Origin of the sequence: Streptomyces sp. NPDC001373 (assembly GCF_042895815.1) — a bacterium.
Lineage (GTDB): Bacteria > Actinomycetota > Actinomycetes > Streptomycetales > Streptomycetaceae > Streptomyces.
The window spans coordinates 268,647-285,474 of sequence record NZ_JBIAWQ010000001.1 but is presented as its reverse complement, the minus strand read 5'-3'; the positions used below and the strand labels follow the sequence as shown (position 1 = coordinate 285,474).

Genomic DNA, 16,828 nt, shown 5'->3' with positions numbered 1-16,828 from the left:
CGAGGACGGGCCACGGGAGGACACGGCATGGCAGCCGAACAGCAGGACACGGCAGTACCGACGGCGGCGCGCGAGCAGCACCAGCTGCTCGCCGAGCAGGTCGAGGAGCACCGCTTCCGGTACTACGTGAACGACCAGCCGGTCGTCAGCGACGCCGAGTTCGACCAGCTGCTGCGCTCGCTGGAGGCCCTGGAGGAGCAGTACCCCGAGCTGCGCACGCCCGACTCGCCCACCCAGAAGGTGGCCGGGGCGTACGAGACGGACTTCGCCTCCGTCGAGCACCGCGAGCGCATGCTCTCCCTCGACAACGCCTTCGACGACGAGGAACTGTCCGCCTGGGCCGACCGGGTCGCCCGGGACGTGAACACCCCGGACTACCACTACCTGTGCGAGCTCAAGGTGGACGGCCTCGCCGTCAACCTCACCTACGAGAACGGCCGCCTCACCCGCGCCGCCACCCGCGGCGACGGCCGCACCGGCGAGGACATCACGCCCAACGTCCGCACCATCGCCGAGATCCCGGACCGCCTCAAGGGGGACCGGGTCCCGGCCCTCGTCGAGATCCGCGGCGAGGTGTACTTCCCGATGGAGAAGTTCGAGGAGCTCAACGCCCGGCTGGTGGAGGCCGAGGGCAAGCCCTTCGCCAACCCGCGCAACGCCGCGGCCGGTTCCCTGCGCCAGAAGGACCCCAAGGTCACCGCCACCCGCCCGCTGCACATGGTGGTGCACGGCATCGGCGCCCGCGAGGGCTTCGAGATCGAGCGCCAGTCGCAGGCCTACGAGCTGCTGCGCGAGTGGGGCCTGCCCACCGCCCGGCACAACGCGGTGGTGTCCTCCCTCGCCGAGGTGCGCGCCTTCATCGCCCGCTTCGGCGAGGACCGGCACTCCGTGGAGCACGAGATCGACGGCGTCGTCGTCAAGCTCGACGAGATCGCCCTCCAGGGCCGGCTCGGCTCCACCGCCCGCGCCCCGCGCTGGGCCATCGCCTGGAAGTACGCCCCCGAAGAGGTCAACACCAAGCTGGTCGACATCAAGGTCGGCGTCGGCCGCACCGGGCGCGTCACCCCGTACGCCCAGGTCGAGCCGGTGACGGTGGCCGGCTCCGAGGTCGAGTTCGCGACCCTGCACAACCAGGAGGTCGTCAAGGCCAAGGGCGTCCTCATCGGGGACACCGTCGTCCTGCGCAAGGCGGGCGACGTCATCCCCGAGATCCTCGGGCCGGTGGTGGACCTGCGCGACGGCAGCGAGCGGGAGTTCGTGATGCCGACGCGGTGCCCCGAGTGCGGGACGGCCCTGCGCCCCATGAAGGAAGGGGACATCGACGTCCGCTGCCCCAACGGGCAGACCTGCCCCGCCCAGTTGCGCGAGCGCCTCTTCTACCTGGCCGGACGGCAGTCCCTGGACATCGAGAACTTCGGCATGGTGGCCGCCGCCGCCCTCACCGGCCCGCTGGAGCCGGCGCAGCCGCCGCTGCTCGACGAGGGCGACCTCTTCGACCTCACCATCGAGCAGCTGCTGCCCATCAAGGCGTACGTCCTCGACCCGGACAGCGGACTGCCCAAGCGGGACCCGAAGACGGGCCAGGAGAAGATCGTCACGGTCTTCGCCAACCAGAAGGGCGAGCCGAAGAAGAACGCCCTGGCGATGCTGGAGAACATCGCGGCCGCCAAGGAGCGTCCGCTGGCCCGCATCATCAACGGCCTGTCCATCCGGCACGTCGGCCCGGTCGCCGCGGAGGCCCTCGCCCGCGAGTTCCGGTCGATCGACCGCATCGAACAGGCCACCGAGGAGGAGCTCACCGCGACCGAGGGCGTCGGCGCGATCATCGCCGCCTCCCTCAAGGAATGGTTCGCCGTCGACTGGCACCAGGAGATCCTGCGCAAGTGGCGGGCGGCCGGGGTGCGCATGGAGGAGGAGGGCTCCGGCGAGGAGGAGGGCCCGCGCCCCCTGGAGGGCCTGACCGTCGTCGTCACGGGCACCCTTCAGAACCACACCCGGGACGGCGCCAAGGAGGCCCTGCAGAGCCGCGGCGCCAAGGTGACCGGCTCGGTGTCGAAGAAGACCTCCTTCGTCGTGGTCGGCGACAACCCCGGCTCGAAGTACGACAAGGCCGTCCAGCTGAAGCTCCCGGTCCTCGACGACGCCGGCTTCGAGGTCCTGCTCGAACAGGGGCCCGAAGCGGCCCTGGAGGCGGCCCTTCCGCTGGACGGCGGCGGCGAAGGGCAGTAGTACCGCGAACGGATGCGCGGCGTGCGGCCGTACGGGCGGGCGTACGCCCCGGCGCGGCGCCCGGTGGTAAACGGCCGGTACATGGCTGGTCGAAGGCCGGTGAGCTGTCGGATCATCGGTGGGGTGACAGGGGGGCCTGGTCCAAACTCACCCGTTCGGCGGATACCGTACTGATGAGGATGGCTGGGTCGCATTCGGGCAACCACCGCCGACTGCTGCCCCTGGGAGCCTCTCCCGTCCTACTGTTGTGGGGTGCGCCTGTCGTGCGCGGCTGCCTGATGTGCCTTCCAGCCGTGATGGCGCGACATCGGGGCCATCGCGCGACATCGGCATCGCCGGCTGTGAGAGGGACGGGCATGAAACCCACCGAAAGCGCCGACCCGTCACCTGAACTCGGCGGGGACCCCCCGTCCTTGCGGGCGGGCCGGCTCGGTGTCCTGCGTGCCAGGACACCGCAGACCCGCCCCCTGGACACCGGAGCGGGAGACCAGCGGCGCACCGTGCTGCCCGCCGCCGTCGTGGGCTCCGCCGCCGTGCTGCTCGTGGGCGGGATCGTCGCCGCCCTGACCGCCCGTCAGTCGCTGTTCCCAGGCGGCGCGGTCGGCTGGGCGCTGGCCCTGCTCACCGGCATCATCGTGGGCCACCTCGTCGCCCTCGGCCGCGACCGCTGGTGGGGCGGTACGGGATCGGGCGCCGCCCTCACCCTCGGCGTGCTCATCCTCTACGGCTGGGTCCCCGCCGGACTGGTCTCGCTGGCCGTGGTCACCCTCGTCGGGGCCGCACGCCGGCACCGATGGCGCCAGGGGCTGCTGCACGGTTCCGCCGACATCCTCGGCATCGGCGCGGGCGCCCTCGTCCTGGCCGCCTTCGGCGACGCGCCGACCGTGGAGTCACCGTGGCAGCCCACCACCTGGGACCTGGCGGCCGCCCCCGAGGTGGCCCTGGTCGCCGTCTCCTACCTCCTCGTCACCCGCGTCCTGCTGTGGTTCGCGCTCACCCCGCCCGGCGGCGGCCTGCCCACGGTGGCCCGCACGGCCCTGATGCGCCAGGCCCTGGTGGCGGCCGCCCTGCTCGGCATCGCCCCCCTGATCTGCGTGGTCGCCAGCACCCAGCCGGTCCTGCTGCCGCTGTTCGCCGTGCCGCTCATCGCCCTCGACTCCACCCTGTGGATCGCCCGCGCCCGCGCCGAGGAGCAGCTGCGCGACCCGCTGACCGGGCTGCCGAACCGGCAGTGGCTGCTGGAGCGGACCTGGGCCGCGCTCGACGAGGCTGAACGTTTGGGCACCCGCTCGGCCCTCGTCCTGATCGACCTGGACCGCTTCCGCGCCGTCAACGACACCCTCGGACACCTCGCCGGGGACCGGCTGCTGCTCCAGATCGCCGCCCGGCTGCGGCAGGCCCTCCCGGAGGAGGCCGAGGCGGCCCGCCTCGGCGGCGACGAGTTCGCCGTCCTGCTGCCCACCACCGACTCCACCACCAGCGCCCAGCGGGTCGCCCGCCACCTGGTCGCCGAGCTCAGCTCCCCGCTGGACCTGGACGGGCTGACCCTCGTCCTGGAGGCCAGCGCGGGCCTCGCCGTCTTCCCGGACCACGCCCTGGACGCGGAGGGCCTCCTGCGTCGCGCCGACGTCGCCATGTACCAGGCCAAGCGGGACCGCACGGGCGTCGAGGTCTACGAGTCGAAGCGCGACAGCAACACCCCCGACCGCCTCGGCCTCCTCGGCGACCTCCGGCGCGCCCTGGACGCCGGAGAGGTCGAGCTCCACTACCAGCCCAAGGTCCGCTTCGACGGCCAGGTCGCCGGCCTGGAAGCACTGGTCCGCTGGGTCCACCCGGAGCGCGGCCGCGTCCCTCCCGACGAGTTCATCGCCATCGCCGAGACCTCAGGTCTGATGCCGCACCTGACCGAGTACGTCCTGGAGACCGCCCTGGCCCAGGTCGCCCGCTGGCGCGCCCAGGGCCTGAAGGTCCCCGTCGCCGTCAACGTCTCCCCGCGCGACGTCCACACTCCCGGCTTCGCGGGCGCCGTGGCCGCCCGCCTGGCCCGCCACGGGGTCCCCGCGAGCGGCCTCCAGCTGGAGATAACGGAACACGTCCTCCTGGAGGACCCGCAGCGCGCGGCCGACACCATGGCCGGCCTGACGGGCCACGGCGTGAAGATGTCCCTGGACGACTTCGGCACGGGCTACTCCTCCCTGGTCCACCTGCGCCGCCTCCCGGTGAGCGAGCTGAAGATCGACCGCTCCTTCGTCGCCCGCCTGGCGGTCGACGCCCAGGACGCGGAGATCGTCCGCTGCACGGTGGACCTGGCCCACTCCCTGGGCCTCCTGGTGGTGGCGGAGGGCGTGGAGGACGACGAGACGTGGGAGCGCCTCAGGGACCTGGGCTGCGACGCCGTCCAGGGCTGGCTCGTCGCCGCCGCGATGCCCCCGCAGGAAGCGACGGCCTGGCTCCTGGCGAGGGGCGAACGCGGCTGGCGCCGCCCGGCGGACATCACGGCGGAACTCGCCGCCACCGCCGACACCCCGGCCCCGTAGCGGGTCCCTGCGGGGCGGAGGTCCCTACCCGCCCTTCGCCCGTTCCTCCCCCGGCTACCGCTGGGAGGTGCCCCCAGGGGCGAGCCCCGGACCCCGTTGCGCTCGAACGCCGCGCGGGCTGGAATTCGCGCAGCGAATTTCCAGCCCCGCCGGCGTTCGAGGCGCGGGGGTCCGGGGGCGGAGCCCCCGGGGAACGGCGAAAGGGCGGGGCGGGGAGAGCGTCCGCGCAGCGGTATACCCGCACCGCAGCGCAGGCCGGCGGCAAACCGTTTACCGGGTCCAGGGCCCGGCCCCATAGGATTGGGCGCGAAACTACACACTCACCACCCCCAGAGGATCGCTGCATGCCTGGCATCACGCGCGAGGAGGTCGCCCACCTCGCTCGGCTGGCGCGTCTGGAGCTGAAGAGCGAAGAGCTCGACCACTTCGCCGGACAGCTCGACGACATCATCGGCGCGGTCGCCCGCGTTTCCGAGGTCGCCGACCAAGACGTCCCGCCGACCTCCCACCCGCTCCCGCTGACGAACGTCATGCGCGCGGACGAGGTCCGTCCCTCGCTCACCCCCGAGCAGGCGCTTTCCGGCGCTCCCGCCCAGGAGCAGCAGCGTTTCAAGGTGCCGCAGATCCTGGGGGAGGACTAATCACCATGGCTGACACCCACATCATCAAGCTCACGGCCGCCGAGACCGCCGAGAAGATCGCCTCCGGCGAGCTCACGGCCGTCGAGGTCACCGAGGCCCACCTCGCCCGCATCGACGCGACCGACGAGAAGGTCCACGCCTTCCTCCACGTCGACCGCGAGGGCGCCCTCGCGCAGGCCCGCGCCGTCGACGCCAAGCGCGCCGCGGGCGAGAAGCTCGGCCCGCTGGCCGGCGTCCCGCTCGCCCTCAAGGACATCTTCACCACGGTCGGCGTACCGACCACCGTCGGTTCGAAGATCCTCGAAGGCTGGATCCCGCCCTACGACGCCACCCTGACGCGCAAGCTCAAGGAAGCCGACGTCGTCATCCTCGGCAAGACCAACATGGACGAGTTCGCCATGGGGTCCTCCACCGAGAACAGCGCGTACGGCCCCACCGGCAACCCCTGGGACCTGACCAAGATCCCCGGTGGCTCCGGCGGCGGCTCCGCGGCCGCCCTGGCCGCCTTCCAGGCCCCGCTCGCGATCGGCACGGACACCGGCGGCTCCATCCGCCAGCCCGCCGCCGTCACCGGCACCGTCGGCGTGAAGCCCACCTACGGCGGCGTCTCCCGCTACGGCATGGTGGCCTTCTCCTCCTCCCTCGACCAGGGCGGCCCCTGCGCCCGTACGGTCCTGGACGCGGCCCTCCTCCACGAGGTCATCGCCGGCCACGACCCGCTCGACTCCACCTCCATCGACGCCCCGGTCCCGCCGGTCGTCGAGGCCGCCCGCAACGGCTCCGTCGCCGGCATGCGCGTCGGTGTGGTCAAGCAGTTCCGCGGCGAGGGCTTCCAGGCCGGCGTCACCCAGCGCTTCGACGAGTCGGTGGAGCTCCTGAAGGAGCTCGGCGCCGAGATCGTCGAGGTGGACTGCCCGTCCTTCGACCTCGCGATGGCCGCGTACTACCTGATCGCGCCGTCCGAGTGCTCCTCGAACCTGGCCCGCTTCGACGCCATGCGCTACGGCCTGCGCGTCGGCGACGACGGTACGAGGTCCGCCGAGGACGTCACCGCCCTGACCCGCGAAGCCGGCTTCGGCGACGAGGTCAAGCGGCGCGTCATCCTCGGCACGTACGCGCTCAGCTCCGGCTACTACGACGCGTACTACGGCTCCGCCCAGAAGGTCCGCACGCTCATCACGAAGGACTTCGAGAAGGCCTTCGAGCAGGTCGACGTGATCGTCTCCCCGACGACCCCGACCACCGCCTTCGCCATCGGTGAGCGCACCGACGACCCGCTGGCGATGTACCTCGCGGACATTTGCACCATCCCGACCAACCTGGCCGGCAACTCCGCCATGTCGCTGCCGTGCGGCCTGGCGCCGGAGGACGGTCTCCCGGTCGGTCTGCAGATCATCGCCCCGGCGATGAAGGACGACCGTCTGTACAAGGTCGGCGCGGCCGTCGAGGCCGCCTTCGTCGAGCGCTGGGGCCACCCGCTGCTTGAGGAGGCTCCGTCGCTGTGAGTTCGAGTGCGCTGTCCAAGGCCAAGGGCTTCAAGAAGTCGAAGACCGGGACCTACCTGTCGATGGGCACCACCGCCTTCGGTGCCTTCAGTGTGATCAAGCAGGTGCGCAAGGCCCGCACCGAGCACGACACGCTCCAGCTCGTCGACGCCGTCGTGTCCGCCGCCGCCATCGTCACCGGGCTCGCGATCCTGTACCGCGAGCTGAAGCGCCTGGGCGACGACGACGTCCTGCTGGGCTGAGAGGGAAAGTTTCACCGTGACCACCTTCACCGAACTGCTGTCGTACGAAGACGCCCTCGCGTCGTACGACCCCGTCATGGGCCTTGAGGTCCATGTCGAGCTCGGCACCAAGACCAAGATGTTCTGCGGCTGCTCCACCGAGCTGGGCGCCGAGCCCAACGCGCAGACCTGCCCCACCTGCCTCGGTCTCCCCGGCTCGCTCCCGGTCGTCAACGCGATCGGCGTCGAGTCCGCCGTCAAGATCGGCCTCGCGCTGAACTGCGAGATCGCCGAGTGGTGCCGTTTCGCCCGGAAGAACTACTTCTATCCGGACATGCCGAAGAACTTCCAGACCTCCCAGTACGACGAGCCCATCGCCTTCAACGGCTACCTGGACGTCCAGCTGGAGGACGGCGAGGTCTTCCGCGTCGAGATCGAGCGCGCCCACATGGAGGAGGACACCGGAAAGTCGCTGCACGTCGGCGGCGCCACCGGCCGTATCCACGGCGCGTCCCACTCCCTGCTGGACTACAACCGCGCCGGCATCCCCCTCATCGAGATCGTCACCAAGCCGATCGAGGGCGCCGGCGAGCGGGCCCCCGAGGTCGCCAAGGCGTACGTGGCCGAGCTGCGCGAGGTCATCAAGGCCCTCGGCGTCTCCGAGGCCCGGATGGACAAGGGCCAGATGCGCTGCGACGTGAACCTGTCGCTGCGCCCGAACGGCACGAAGGAATTCGGCACCCGCTCGGAGACGAAGAACGTCAACTCGCTGCGCTCCGTCGAGCGCGCGGCCCGCTTCGAGATCCAGCGCCACGCGGCGGTGCTCTCGTCGGGCGGCTCCATCGTGCAGGAGACCCGGCACTTCCACGAGGAGGACGGCTCCACTACGGCCGGCCGCATCAAGGACAACGCCGAGGACTACCGGTACTTCCCGGAGCCCGACCTCGTCCCCGTCGCCCCGGCCCGCGCCTGGGTCGAGGAGCTGCGCGCCGCCCTCCCGGAGATGCCGCGCGTGCGCCGCAACCGCCTCCGCGAGGAATGGGGCGTCAGCGAGCACGACATGCAGTCCATCCTCAACGCGGGCGCGGTGGACTCCATCGTCGCCACGATCGAGGAGGGCGCCGACTCGGCGGCCGCCCGCAAGTGGTGGATGGGCGAGCTGGCCCGCAACGCCAACGAGCAGGGCGTGTCGGTCGACGAGCTGCCGATCACCCCGGCCCAGGTGGCGCGTGTCGCCGCCCTGGTCGCGGCCGGCGACCTGAACGACAAGCTGGCCCGCCAGGTCATCGAGGGCGTCCTCGCCGGCGAGGGCACCCCGGACGAGGTCGTCGAGAAGCGCGGCCTGAAGGTCGTCTCGGACGAGGGCGCGCTGGGCGCGGCCGTGGACGAGGCCATCGCGGGCAACGCGGCCATCGCCGACAAGATCCGCGGCGGCAAGATCGCCGCCGTCGGCGCCCTGGTCGGCGCGGTCATGAAGACCACACGCGGCCAGGCCGACGCGGCCCGCGTCAAGGAGCTCATCCTGGAGAAGCTCGGCGTCTCCGAGTAGGTTGGCAGCTGCGAGCCGGCGGCCCGTACCGATCGACCCGATCGGTACGGGCCGCCGGTCTGTGGGGAGGGGGAACAGGGGTGGAGATCGGGGCGATGGTCATCGCCGCCGTGGGCGTGGCGGGGACCCTGGGCGCGTCGCTGCTCACGCAGCGGGGCGCGGAGCGGGCCAAGCGGCGGGAGATCGAGCTCGTGCGCGGGCACGAGGAGGTACGGGAGAACCTGGCGCTGCGGCGCGCCTGCTACACGGCCCTCAACCGGGACTCCCGGCAGTTCACCACCGCCCTCAACCGCCACCTGCACGTCATGCGGGAGGGCGGGGCCGGGGACGCGGACCGGGAGGCGCTCGACGCGGCGAAGGCCGCGCACCGGGACACGTACTCCGAGGCGCAGATGATCGCCCCGGACCCGGTGCTGGGCCCCGCGACCGAGGTCAACCACGCGTTGAACCTGGTCTACGGCCAGGTCAAACGGCTGGAGCGGGGCGACCCCGAGGAGGGCGAGACGATGGCGACGGTCTCCCGGGCCCAGCAGGAGGTCTGGGACCTGCTCCGGGAGATGCGCGCGGCCATGCGCGCAGACCTCGGGGTGTCGTCGTCCGACTGAGGCCGCTGCTCCGCTACTTCTTCAGGCTGGGTGCGCCCAGGACGAGCCGGCCCATCCCGCAGGTGCGCCCCGGGTCGCCGTAGGAGATGTCGAGGCGCTTGCCGTTCGCGACGTCGATCGACAGCGGCCTCGGCGATCCGACACGCAGGGTGCCGCTCCACACGGACCTGCCGTCCACGTTCACGGTGACGCCGGCGTTCGCGTGCGTCGAGGCGTCGTCGACGCCGGCGACCATGGTCAGGGTCTTCCAGCTGCCGCCCAGGTCGTAGGAGGCCGACCCGTCGCAGATCTTGTAGGGCCCGGCGGCCACCAGGGCGGTGTCGTAGCGCTGGGAACCGAGCGTGCCGTCGCCCGCCTCGAACCAGGCGTACTCGCTCTTGGCGACGGGTTCCAGGGTGGTGAGCGAGACCCCGCCGGGGTCGGACGCAGCAGGGGGCGGGGAAGGCGACCGGGAGGCGGACGGGGCCGTCGGCCGCGTGTCTCCCGCACGGTCGGGGCCGCCGCCGTCGTCCCCTTGCGCGAAGTCCCCGAACAGCTTCACGCCGGTGAGCGCGAGGGCCGCCAGGAGCACCGCGCCCGCCGCCGCCATCAGTGCCGGGCGCCGACGTCCGGGCGTCCGCATCGTCGGCCGCGCGTCCTGGACCCCGCCCAGCGGGAGGGACACCACGGCCTGGCGGAGGTCCTGCACCCAGCCGGCCAGGCTCGGCGGCCGCTGCTGCGGGTCGCCGGCGCAGAGCGCCGCGATCCGTGCCCGCTGCTCGGCGTCCAGCGCCGCGATCTGGGGCAGCTCCGCCATCGCCTCGGCCAGCAGGCCCGGGGTGCGGGGCGGCGACTCCCCGCTCAGCAGGAAGTACGCGATGGCGCCGAAGGCGTACCGGTCCGTGGCCGGGGTGCGCCTGCCGTCGAAGACCTCGGGGGCCGCGTAGCCGGGGGTGAACCAGATCTCGGCCGTCCGGTGTTCGGCGGTCAGCTTGCTGAGGCCGAAGTCCACCAGCGTGGCCTGCCCGTCGGCGTCGACCATCACGTTGCCGGGGGAGAGGTCACCGTGGACCACCTGGCGCCCGGAGGGGGTGGCCTTCCCCGAGTGCAGCCAGTCCAGCACGTCGGCGAGCTGCTCCAGCGTCGCCATCACCTCGCGCCGCCCGGCGGGGGTGGAGAGGTCGCGCTCGGTCCGCCAGTCGCGCAGGTCGAGCCCGTCGACATGGTTCATGACCAGCACCAGAGACCGCCCGGACAGGCCGGAGGCCTCACCCGCAGGGTGGATCGGCGGGCCCTCGAAGTGCTCCCGCACGCCGACGACCCCGGGCCGGTGGACGAAGCGCAGCAGCTCCGCCTGCTCGTTCCACTTCTGGCTGATCCGGGCGAACTCCTCGGACGAGATCGTCGTCTTGGAGTCGAGCACCTTGACGACGACGGGCTCGGCCCCGCCCGCCAGCTCGATCTCCGCGAGATGGATCACGGCCTCGCCGCCGCGCCCGATGGACCGCAGCAACCGGTACCGGTCGGGTGCCGAGTCTGGGCCGATGTAGAGCTTCTGGCTGGTCAAGCCGCCCCCAGTGCCAGTCAGTTGAGTGGAGATCAGCTTGGCTGGCCGGGGCGGGCGGGGTCAATGGGAAACGGTGGTCCCGAGGAAGGCGGACCAGGCGGCGGGGGCGACGGTGAGGACGGGACCGCCGGTCACCTTGGAGTCCCGGACGTGGACGGCGGCGGGGTGGGCGGCCACCTCGACGCAGTCGCCGCCGGCGTCACCGCTGTGGCTCGACTTCCGCCAGTCATAGGCGACTTCGACGCAGTCGCCGCCCGCGTCGCTGCTGTAGCTCGACTTGAACCAGGCCAGTTGGTGCGTCATGACTCTCCTAGCAGGTCGTCCAGCAGGCTCTTGCTGTGCTCGATGGAGAGCGCCTGCGAACGCAGCATCCCATACTTGAGATGGAGGAGATGGACCTCGTCCGGGTCGTCCTGGAGGAAGCTGACGTGCTGTCCCTCCAGGTAGCCGAGCTGGTCGTGATCAGGGGTCTCCAGCAGCACCATGGGTCCCGCCAGCCCCGCATGAGTCTCACGGTTGGTGCGCATGATCTGGAGTCCTACGAAGGGGAGTTCGGCCATCTCGCGCAGGTGGCGCAGCTGTCCGCGCAGGATTCCCCGACCACCGATCGGACGCTCCACCAGGGACTGCTCGATGATGAAGTGCATGACCGGCGGTTGCGGTTTGCGTTGGAAGAGGTTCTGGCGGGCGATCCGGTCTTCGGTCTGCTGGGTGATCTGGTCGGCGGGCATCGGCGGGTAGAAGTTCGAGAAGACCGCCTCCGCGTACTCCGGGGTTTGGAGCAGTCCCGGGATCGAGGCGTTCTGGTACGAGAGCAGGCTCAGCGCCTCCTCCTCGTGCTCCATGTACTCGCGGGCGAACGCCGGATATCGCTCCCGCCGAGGGATCGCGGCGGCCGCATGGTGCAGCACGCCGTTCGAGTCGAGGTGGTTGTCGAGGACCTCGGCCATCCGTACGGACAGCGGCCTGCGGCCCTGTTCAACGGAGGCGATGGACTCGACGTCGCAGAAGGCCAGTTCGGCCAGTTGCACCTGGGTGTACCCGGCGCGCTTGCGCTGATGGGCCAGCAGGACGCCGACGACCTTCCAAGAGGCGTTGCGCTGGGGCCTGTTGCTCTGGGGCATGCCGGACACTTTTCCCTCTCTCGGCCCGGCTGACCCGCGAACCGCCCGTACGCCACCCCTACAAAATCGGTGTACGAGGTCGTCGGCGCGTTCCTCAGCGGGCAGTGGCGGGCCGGGTGAGGAAGGCCAGGCGGGCGGGCTTGGCGGGGAGGTAGACCTCGGGGAGGTCGATCTCCGGGAGCTCCACCTCCGGGCCGAGCTCGAAGCCGGTGCGCTCCAGCAGCGCGATGGCCTTCGCGTTGCGGGCGTCCGGCTCGCCGACGATGCGCTGGGCGCCGCCGTCGGTGAACAGGTAGGTGAGGAAGGCCTCCATGAGGGCGCCCGTGAACCCGTGGCGGGCCGCGCCGCCGCTGGGGCCGAGCAGCAGGTGCACGCCGACGTCCCCGGGGCGGACCTCGTAGCACTCGCTGACCCGGTCCTCGGCGCAGTCGTACGTCTGGAACAGTGCGACCTGCTCCCCGTCCAGGGCGACCATGAACGCGTGGTGGGTGGTGCGGCGGTCCACGTCCTCGTAGATCTCCTGCACCAGCTCTCGGCTGGCCTCGCCCATGCCCCAGAAGCGGGCCCGCTCCTCGGTGACCCAGCTGTGGATCACCTCGGCGTCGGCGGCGGGGTCGACGGGGGTGAAGGAGACCGTGCCGAAGCCCTCGACGGGGTGGGTGTAGACGGCGGTGCGGGTCATGAGGGTTCCTTGGTGAGGCGGGTCCAGTCGGTGACGACCGGGACGAGTTCGCAGCGGGCCCAGAGCGGGAGCTGGTCGCGGTGGTGGGGGGAGCCGGTGACGCCGTCGGCGCCGAGCGGGACCGCCCAGAGGCTGTGGTCGCGGTCGGCGAGGTCCCAGACGTAGCGGGCCGCCGAGGCGCGGGCGACGGTGTCCGTGACGCCCGGGACGGAGGAGGTGGCGTTGACGCAGTCGTGGTCGCCGCCCAGGCCGGGCCAGACGGCCTCCGGGTCCGGGACGGCCTGCCAGGGGGTCAGCCGGTGCGTCCGCGACCACGGGGCTTCGGGGGCGTCGGCCGCCGCCGTCTCCTCCAGGGCGGCGCCGACGTGCGCCGCGCGGTCCAGCTCGGGCAGGAGGGGCGTGGTCAGCAGGCCTTCGAGGGCGTAGCCGACGCGGGGGACCAGGTACAGCCAGGGGTGGAACACCTCCGGGCCGCCGGGGGCGCCGGCCAGGTCCGCGAAGACGGGGTCGGCCGCCAGGCGGCGTACGACGGCCGTGCGGAAGGCGGCGAAGACGGAGGCGTCGGTGCTGCCGGCTTCCATGTGCCGGTCCCAGGCCAGCAGCCGCTCGCGGAGCCGGGCGGCGGCGGGGGAGAGGGCGTCGAGGCCGGGCAGCAGGTCGAGCAGCGGTGCGGCGGAGGCCAGGTGGGTGTCGCGGTGGACGTCGGCCATCGCCTCGGGGGACCAGTCCGTGGAGGCGCCGAGCAGGACGCGGATCCGTTCGGCGCGGTGCGGGGGCGCGAACTCCACGCCCAGCGGGGAGGCGATGCCGCGCGCGTTCGCCATCACGGCGGGGCCGCACACCGGCTCGGCGGGGGTCTCGGCCCAGCCCCGCCAGGCGTGCCGGGCGTCCCAGGCGGGCACCGGACGCAGCCGGTTGGCGGCCTCGCGCAGCGGGACGGCGCCCGCGACGCGGTGCAGCAGGCCGCCCTCGGAGTCGGCGGCGTGCACGACGTTGACGGGTTCGGCCCAGCCGTCGAGGGCGCGGTCCACGTCGGCGACCGTGCGGGCGCGCAGCAGCGCGGGCAGGACGGCGAAGCCCAGGTCGGCGCGGACCCGGGGCGGGTAGCGCAGGGAGAGGGCGCCGGAGCCGTCGTTGACGATCACCGGGCCGCGTGCGGTCTCCAGGACCTCGACCTCCACGTCCTCGGCGCCGGCCACGGTGACGGTCTCGGTGTGGCGGGCGACCGGCTCCCAGTCGCCGTCGGGGCCCAGCGCCTCGACGCCGTAGGCCGCGGGGCGCAGCCGCTCGGTGAAGAGGTCCTGGTAGTCGGCCATGGCGTTGGTGATGGCCCAGGCGACGGAACCGGTGTGGCCGAAGTGGGCGAGGCCCGGGACGCCGGGGACGGCCAGGCCGAGGACGTCGTACTCGGGGCAGGCCAGGCGGATCTGCTGGTAGACGCCCGGGTCCTCGATGAACCGGTGCGGGTCGCCCGCGATGATCGCCGAGCCGGTGGCGGTGCGGTCGCCCGGGACCAGCCAGCCGTTGCTGCCGGCGGTGCCCGGGCCGTCGGTCGCGAAGAGGGTGGCCGCGTCGTCGCCGAGGGCGCGGGCGACGCGGTCGCGCCAGAGCTTGGTGGCGAAGCCCGCGAAGAGGATGTGGGTGCCGGTCCAGATGGAGAGCGGGACCCACGGTTCCCAGGGGGTGGGGGTGTGGCCGGCGGCCGCGAAGCGGTCGTCGCGGGCCGCGCCCTCGGTGAGGCCCGCGTTGACCCCGTCGACGTAGGCGCCGACCCAGGCCGCCGTGTCCGCGTCCAGGGCCTCGAAGCACCGGCGGGCGGTGTCGTCGAGGCGGGCCTGGCGGGCGAACCGGTCCCAGGGGACGCAGTCGGCCCCGAGGAAGGAGGCGCTGGAGCCCTGGGCGCGGTGCCGCTCCACCTCCAGCTGCCAGGCCCGGTCCCGGGCGGTGACCCGGCCCTGGGCGTAGGAGAGGCGGAGCGGGTCGGACGCGCGCAGGTGCGGGATGCCCCAGCTGTCGCGGTAGACCTCGTAGGCCTCGGTGGTCGCAGCGCGCACGCTCTTCCCCCAATGTCTTAGGTTAGGCTGGCCTAACTATAAGACTGTCCGGGGGAGTGCCTGCCGCCAGGTCCGGTCAGGCGCCGACGGTGCCGTCGACCGCCTCCCGCAGGAAGTCGGCGTGGCCGTTGTGGCGGGCGTACTCGTGGATCATGTGGAGCATCACCAGGCGCAGCGAGGCGTCCTCCTCCCACTTCGGCACGTACGCCGTCACGTCCAGGGACTCGGCGGCCGCCTCCACCGCGCGGGAGTGCGCCACCTCCGCCTCCCAGGCGGCGAAGGCCTCGGCGCGGGTCGCTCCGGAGGCGTCGTAGGCGGCCTGGAAGTCGCGGCTGTCCGACCACAGGTGCGGGACCTCGGTGTCCCCGCCGATCGTGCGGCGGAACCACTGGCGCTCCACCTCGGCCATGTGCCGGACCAGGCCCAGCAGGGAGAGGGTGGAGGGCGGGGAGGCCTGGCGGCGCAGTTCCTCGTCGGTGAGTCCGTCGCACTTCCAGGCGAGGGTGGCCCGGTGGAAGTCGAGGAAGGCGCGGAGGGTCTCGCGTTCGTCGCCGGTCAGGGGCGGGCCGATGCGTTCGGTGGTGTCCATGGCCGCGATCCTGCCGTGTCTTCGGCGGCCCGGGAAGCGATTTCGCGGCGCGGTCGGCGGCGCGGTCGGCGGCCCGCCGGGGGCCCGCCGGGGGCTCGTCCGCCCCGGCGGGCCGCCGTACGCCCCCTCAGCCCTGCCAGATGTACGGGACGGTGACGCCCAGCACCCCGAAGCCCAGGCGCTCCAGGATCGGCCGGCTGTCGTCCGACGCGTCGACCTGGAGGTACGGGATCCCCCGCTCGGCCGCGATCCGGGCGCGGTGCGCCACCAGTAGGCGGTAGATGCCCCGGCCCCGCCAGTCCGGGTCGGTGCCGCCGCCCCACAGGCCGGCGAAGTCGCTGCCCGGCCGGGTCTCCATCCGGGCCGAGCTGACCGGAACCTCCCCGGCCATCGCCACCACGACCTCGATCGACTCGGGGTCCTCGCGCAGCTGGGCGAGCACGTCCTCCTTGATCCGGGGCCGCTCGACACCGAAGGCCCGGTCGTGCGCGGCCATCATCAGGTCCACGCCCGCCTCGTCCGTCACCCGCAGCAGGGTGATCCCCTCCGGCGGCTCCACCGGCAGGGCGGCCAGGTCGGCGGTCCGGCCCACCATCAGTGTCTCGGCCGGCTCCGGCACGAAGCCCGCCGCGCGCAGCCGGTCGGCGAGATCGGCCGGACGGTCATGGGTGTACAGCTTCCACTCGAACACCGGCCCGCCCGGCGCCTGCGCGCCCCCGCCGAAGTGCGCCACCTGCGCCGCGATCTCCGCGTCCGCCGTGTCCTCGTCGAGGTCCGACCACACCACCCCGTTCCAGCCGGGCACGCTGATTCGCACGACCCGGCCCGCCCGCTCCACGTGCGGCCCCTCCGCCCCGCGCCGCACCTCGGCGTCGTAGCGGTCGCGCACCTTCAGTAGCTCATCAAGATCAATCGTCATGCGCGCAGCTCATCAGCTGATCCTCCACCCCCACAAGTGCAATAGCGTTGACCCGTGAACGACGACCGCACCATCTACACCGGCAAGGCCACCCCCGACGCCGCCGCCGACCGGGGCTGGCTCCTGGGGCACTTCAAGGAGCCGGGCGACCCCCGCCACAGCGAGGACGTGGAGATCAAGTGGGGCGTCCACCCCAAGGGCGAGGCGCGCGAGCGCTGGGTCACCGGGGAGCGGCGCACCGCCCTCCAGGTGCTGATCAGCGGCCGCTTCCGGCTGGAGTTCCCCGGCCGTACCGTCGTCCTGGCCGAACAGGGCGACTACGTCGTCTGGGGCCGCGGCGTCGACCACTCCTGGTACGCGGAGGAGGACACCGTCGTCCTCACCGTCCGCTGGCCCTCCGTCCCGGGCTACCGGGCCGACGGAGCCGCCGGGGAGCAGGGCTGTGACGATGCACACGAAAGCGACCAACGATCACGAAACGCTGCGATCGTGTCGGCCGAGGTGTAGACCCCTGCACCCTGGCCGCCCCACGGCCGGACCTTTCACAAGTTCACGACTCACCCGTCCACGACTTCACGAGTTCAAGCGTTCTTTGCGTCGGGCCGACTCCCGCTGAAGATCCGAACC

At 72.5% G+C, this 16,828-nt stretch carries 15 protein-coding genes; 8 read left to right on the top strand and 7 right to left on the bottom strand.

The window, feature by feature from the left end; all coding sequences use genetic code 11:
• The first annotated feature begins 27 nt into the window (after positions 1-27).
• The 7 genes from ligA (at position 28) to ACFY15_RS01375 (ending at position 9,287) form a co-directional block, all read left to right on the top strand.
• The gene (gene ligA, locus ACFY15_RS01405; protein WP_390685455.1) at positions 28-2,229 is read left to right on the top strand and encodes an NAD-dependent DNA ligase LigA; all 2,202 of its coding nucleotides are present in this window, start codon (positions 28-30) and stop codon (positions 2,227-2,229) included.
• 356 nt (positions 2,230-2,585) lie between these two features.
• Complete coding sequence (locus ACFY15_RS01400; RefSeq protein WP_390685456.1) at positions 2,586-4,766, top strand: putative bifunctional diguanylate cyclase/phosphodiesterase; 2,181 nt, start codon at positions 2,586-2,588, stop codon at positions 4,764-4,766.
• Positions 4,767-5,110: 344 nt separating this feature from the next.
• The gene (gene gatC / locus ACFY15_RS01395) at positions 5,111-5,407 is read left to right on the top strand and encodes an Asp-tRNA(Asn)/Glu-tRNA(Gln) amidotransferase subunit GatC (RefSeq protein ID WP_007266718.1); all 297 of its coding nucleotides are present in this window, start codon (positions 5,111-5,113) and stop codon (positions 5,405-5,407) included.
• 5 nt (positions 5,408-5,412) lie between these two features.
• Positions 5,413-6,912 (top strand): Asp-tRNA(Asn)/Glu-tRNA(Gln) amidotransferase subunit GatA, encoded by a 1,500-nt coding sequence (gene gatA / locus ACFY15_RS01390; RefSeq protein WP_390685457.1) that lies wholly within the window; start codon positions 5,413-5,415, stop codon positions 6,910-6,912.
• Positions 6,913-6,974: 62 nt separating this feature from the next.
• Positions 6,975-7,154, top strand: coding sequence for a hypothetical protein (locus ACFY15_RS01385; RefSeq protein WP_344165909.1), 180 nt, complete (start codon positions 6,975-6,977; stop codon positions 7,152-7,154).
• Between the two features lie 16 nt (positions 7,155-7,170).
• A complete protein-coding gene (gene gatB, locus ACFY15_RS01380; RefSeq protein ID WP_390685458.1) occupies positions 7,171-8,682 on the top strand; it encodes an Asp-tRNA(Asn)/Glu-tRNA(Gln) amidotransferase subunit GatB in 1,512 nt (503 codons plus the stop codon).
• 80 nt (positions 8,683-8,762) lie between these two features.
• Positions 8,763-9,287 carry a hypothetical protein gene (locus ACFY15_RS01375; protein WP_390824868.1) on the top strand — a complete coding sequence of 175 codons (525 nt, stop codon included), beginning with the start codon at positions 8,763-8,765 and terminating at the stop codon, positions 9,285-9,287.
• A gap of 13 nt (positions 9,288-9,300) precedes the next feature.
• On the opposite strand, the gene ACFY15_RS01370 is transcribed toward ACFY15_RS01375, so the two are convergent.
• From ACFY15_RS01370 to ACFY15_RS01340, 7 genes are all read right to left on the bottom strand, one after another.
• Positions 9,301-10,833, bottom strand: coding sequence for a serine/threonine protein kinase (locus tag ACFY15_RS01370; RefSeq protein WP_390824867.1), 1,533 nt, complete (start codon positions 10,831-10,833; stop codon positions 9,301-9,303).
• A gap of 60 nt (positions 10,834-10,893) precedes the next feature.
• Positions 10,894-11,136 (bottom strand): DUF397 domain-containing protein, encoded by a 243-nt coding sequence (locus ACFY15_RS01365; protein WP_390824866.1) that lies wholly within the window; start codon positions 11,134-11,136, stop codon positions 10,894-10,896.
• On the bottom strand, positions 11,133-11,957 hold the full coding sequence (locus ACFY15_RS01360) for a Scr1 family TA system antitoxin-like transcriptional regulator (RefSeq protein ID WP_390824865.1): 825 nt from the start codon (positions 11,955-11,957) through the stop codon (positions 11,133-11,135). Before ACFY15_RS01360 ends, ACFY15_RS01365 begins: the two co-directional genes overlap by 4 nt.
• A 94-nt stretch (positions 11,958-12,051) precedes the next feature.
• Positions 12,052-12,639, bottom strand: a complete 588-nt coding sequence (locus ACFY15_RS01355; RefSeq protein ID WP_390824864.1) for a GNAT family N-acetyltransferase — start codon at positions 12,637-12,639, stop codon at positions 12,052-12,054.
• The gene (locus ACFY15_RS01350; RefSeq protein WP_390824863.1) at positions 12,636-14,693 is read right to left on the bottom strand and encodes a penicillin acylase family protein; all 2,058 of its coding nucleotides are present in this window, start codon (positions 14,691-14,693) and stop codon (positions 12,636-12,638) included. Before ACFY15_RS01350 ends, ACFY15_RS01355 begins: the two co-directional genes overlap by 4 nt.
• A gap of 76 nt (positions 14,694-14,769) precedes the next feature.
• A complete protein-coding gene (locus ACFY15_RS01345) occupies positions 14,770-15,282 on the bottom strand; it encodes a DinB family protein (protein WP_390685465.1) in 513 nt (170 codons plus the stop codon).
• Between the two features lie 127 nt (positions 15,283-15,409).
• Positions 15,410-16,201, bottom strand: coding sequence for a GNAT family N-acetyltransferase (locus ACFY15_RS01340; protein WP_390685466.1), 792 nt, complete (start codon positions 16,199-16,201; stop codon positions 15,410-15,412).
• Between the two features lie 54 nt (positions 16,202-16,255).
• On the opposite strand from ACFY15_RS01340, the gene ACFY15_RS01335 reads away from it, so the two are divergent.
• Positions 16,256-16,708 (top strand): signal peptidase I, encoded by a 453-nt coding sequence (locus ACFY15_RS01335; RefSeq protein ID WP_390685467.1) that lies wholly within the window; start codon positions 16,256-16,258, stop codon positions 16,706-16,708.
• Positions 16,709-16,828 lie beyond the last annotated feature (120 nt).

Excerpts from the sequence above, each read along its gene's own strand:
- gatC (WP_007266718.1), top strand. The coding sequence starts at position 5,111 with ATGCCTGGCATCACGCGCGAGGAGGTCGCCCACCTCGCTCGGCTGGCG.
- gatA (WP_390685457.1), top strand. The coding sequence starts at position 5,413 with ATGGCTGACACCCACATCATCAAGCTCACGGCCGCCGAGACCGCCGAG.
- ACFY15_RS01365 (WP_390824866.1), bottom strand. The coding sequence starts at position 11,136 with ATGACGCACCAACTGGCCTGGTTCAAGTCGAGCTACAGCAGCGACGCG.
- ACFY15_RS01385 (WP_344165909.1), top strand. The coding sequence starts at position 6,975 with ATGGGCACCACCGCCTTCGGTGCCTTCAGTGTGATCAAGCAGGTGCGC.
- ACFY15_RS01345 (WP_390685465.1), bottom strand. The coding sequence starts at position 15,282 with ATGGACACCACCGAACGCATCGGCCCGCCCCTGACCGGCGACGAACGC.
- ACFY15_RS01360 (WP_390824865.1), bottom strand. The coding sequence starts at position 11,957 with ATGCCCCAGAGCAACAGGCCCCAGCGCAACGCCTCTTGGAAGGTCGTC.
- ACFY15_RS01340 (WP_390685466.1), bottom strand. The coding sequence starts at position 16,201 with ATGACGATTGATCTTGATGAGCTACTGAAGGTGCGCGACCGCTACGAC.
- ACFY15_RS01400 (WP_390685456.1), top strand. The coding sequence starts at position 2,586 with ATGAAACCCACCGAAAGCGCCGACCCGTCACCTGAACTCGGCGGGGAC.
- ACFY15_RS01355 (WP_390824864.1), bottom strand. The coding sequence starts at position 12,639 with ATGACCCGCACCGCCGTCTACACCCACCCCGTCGAGGGCTTCGGCACG.
- ligA (WP_390685455.1), top strand. The coding sequence starts at position 28 with ATGGCAGCCGAACAGCAGGACACGGCAGTACCGACGGCGGCGCGCGAG.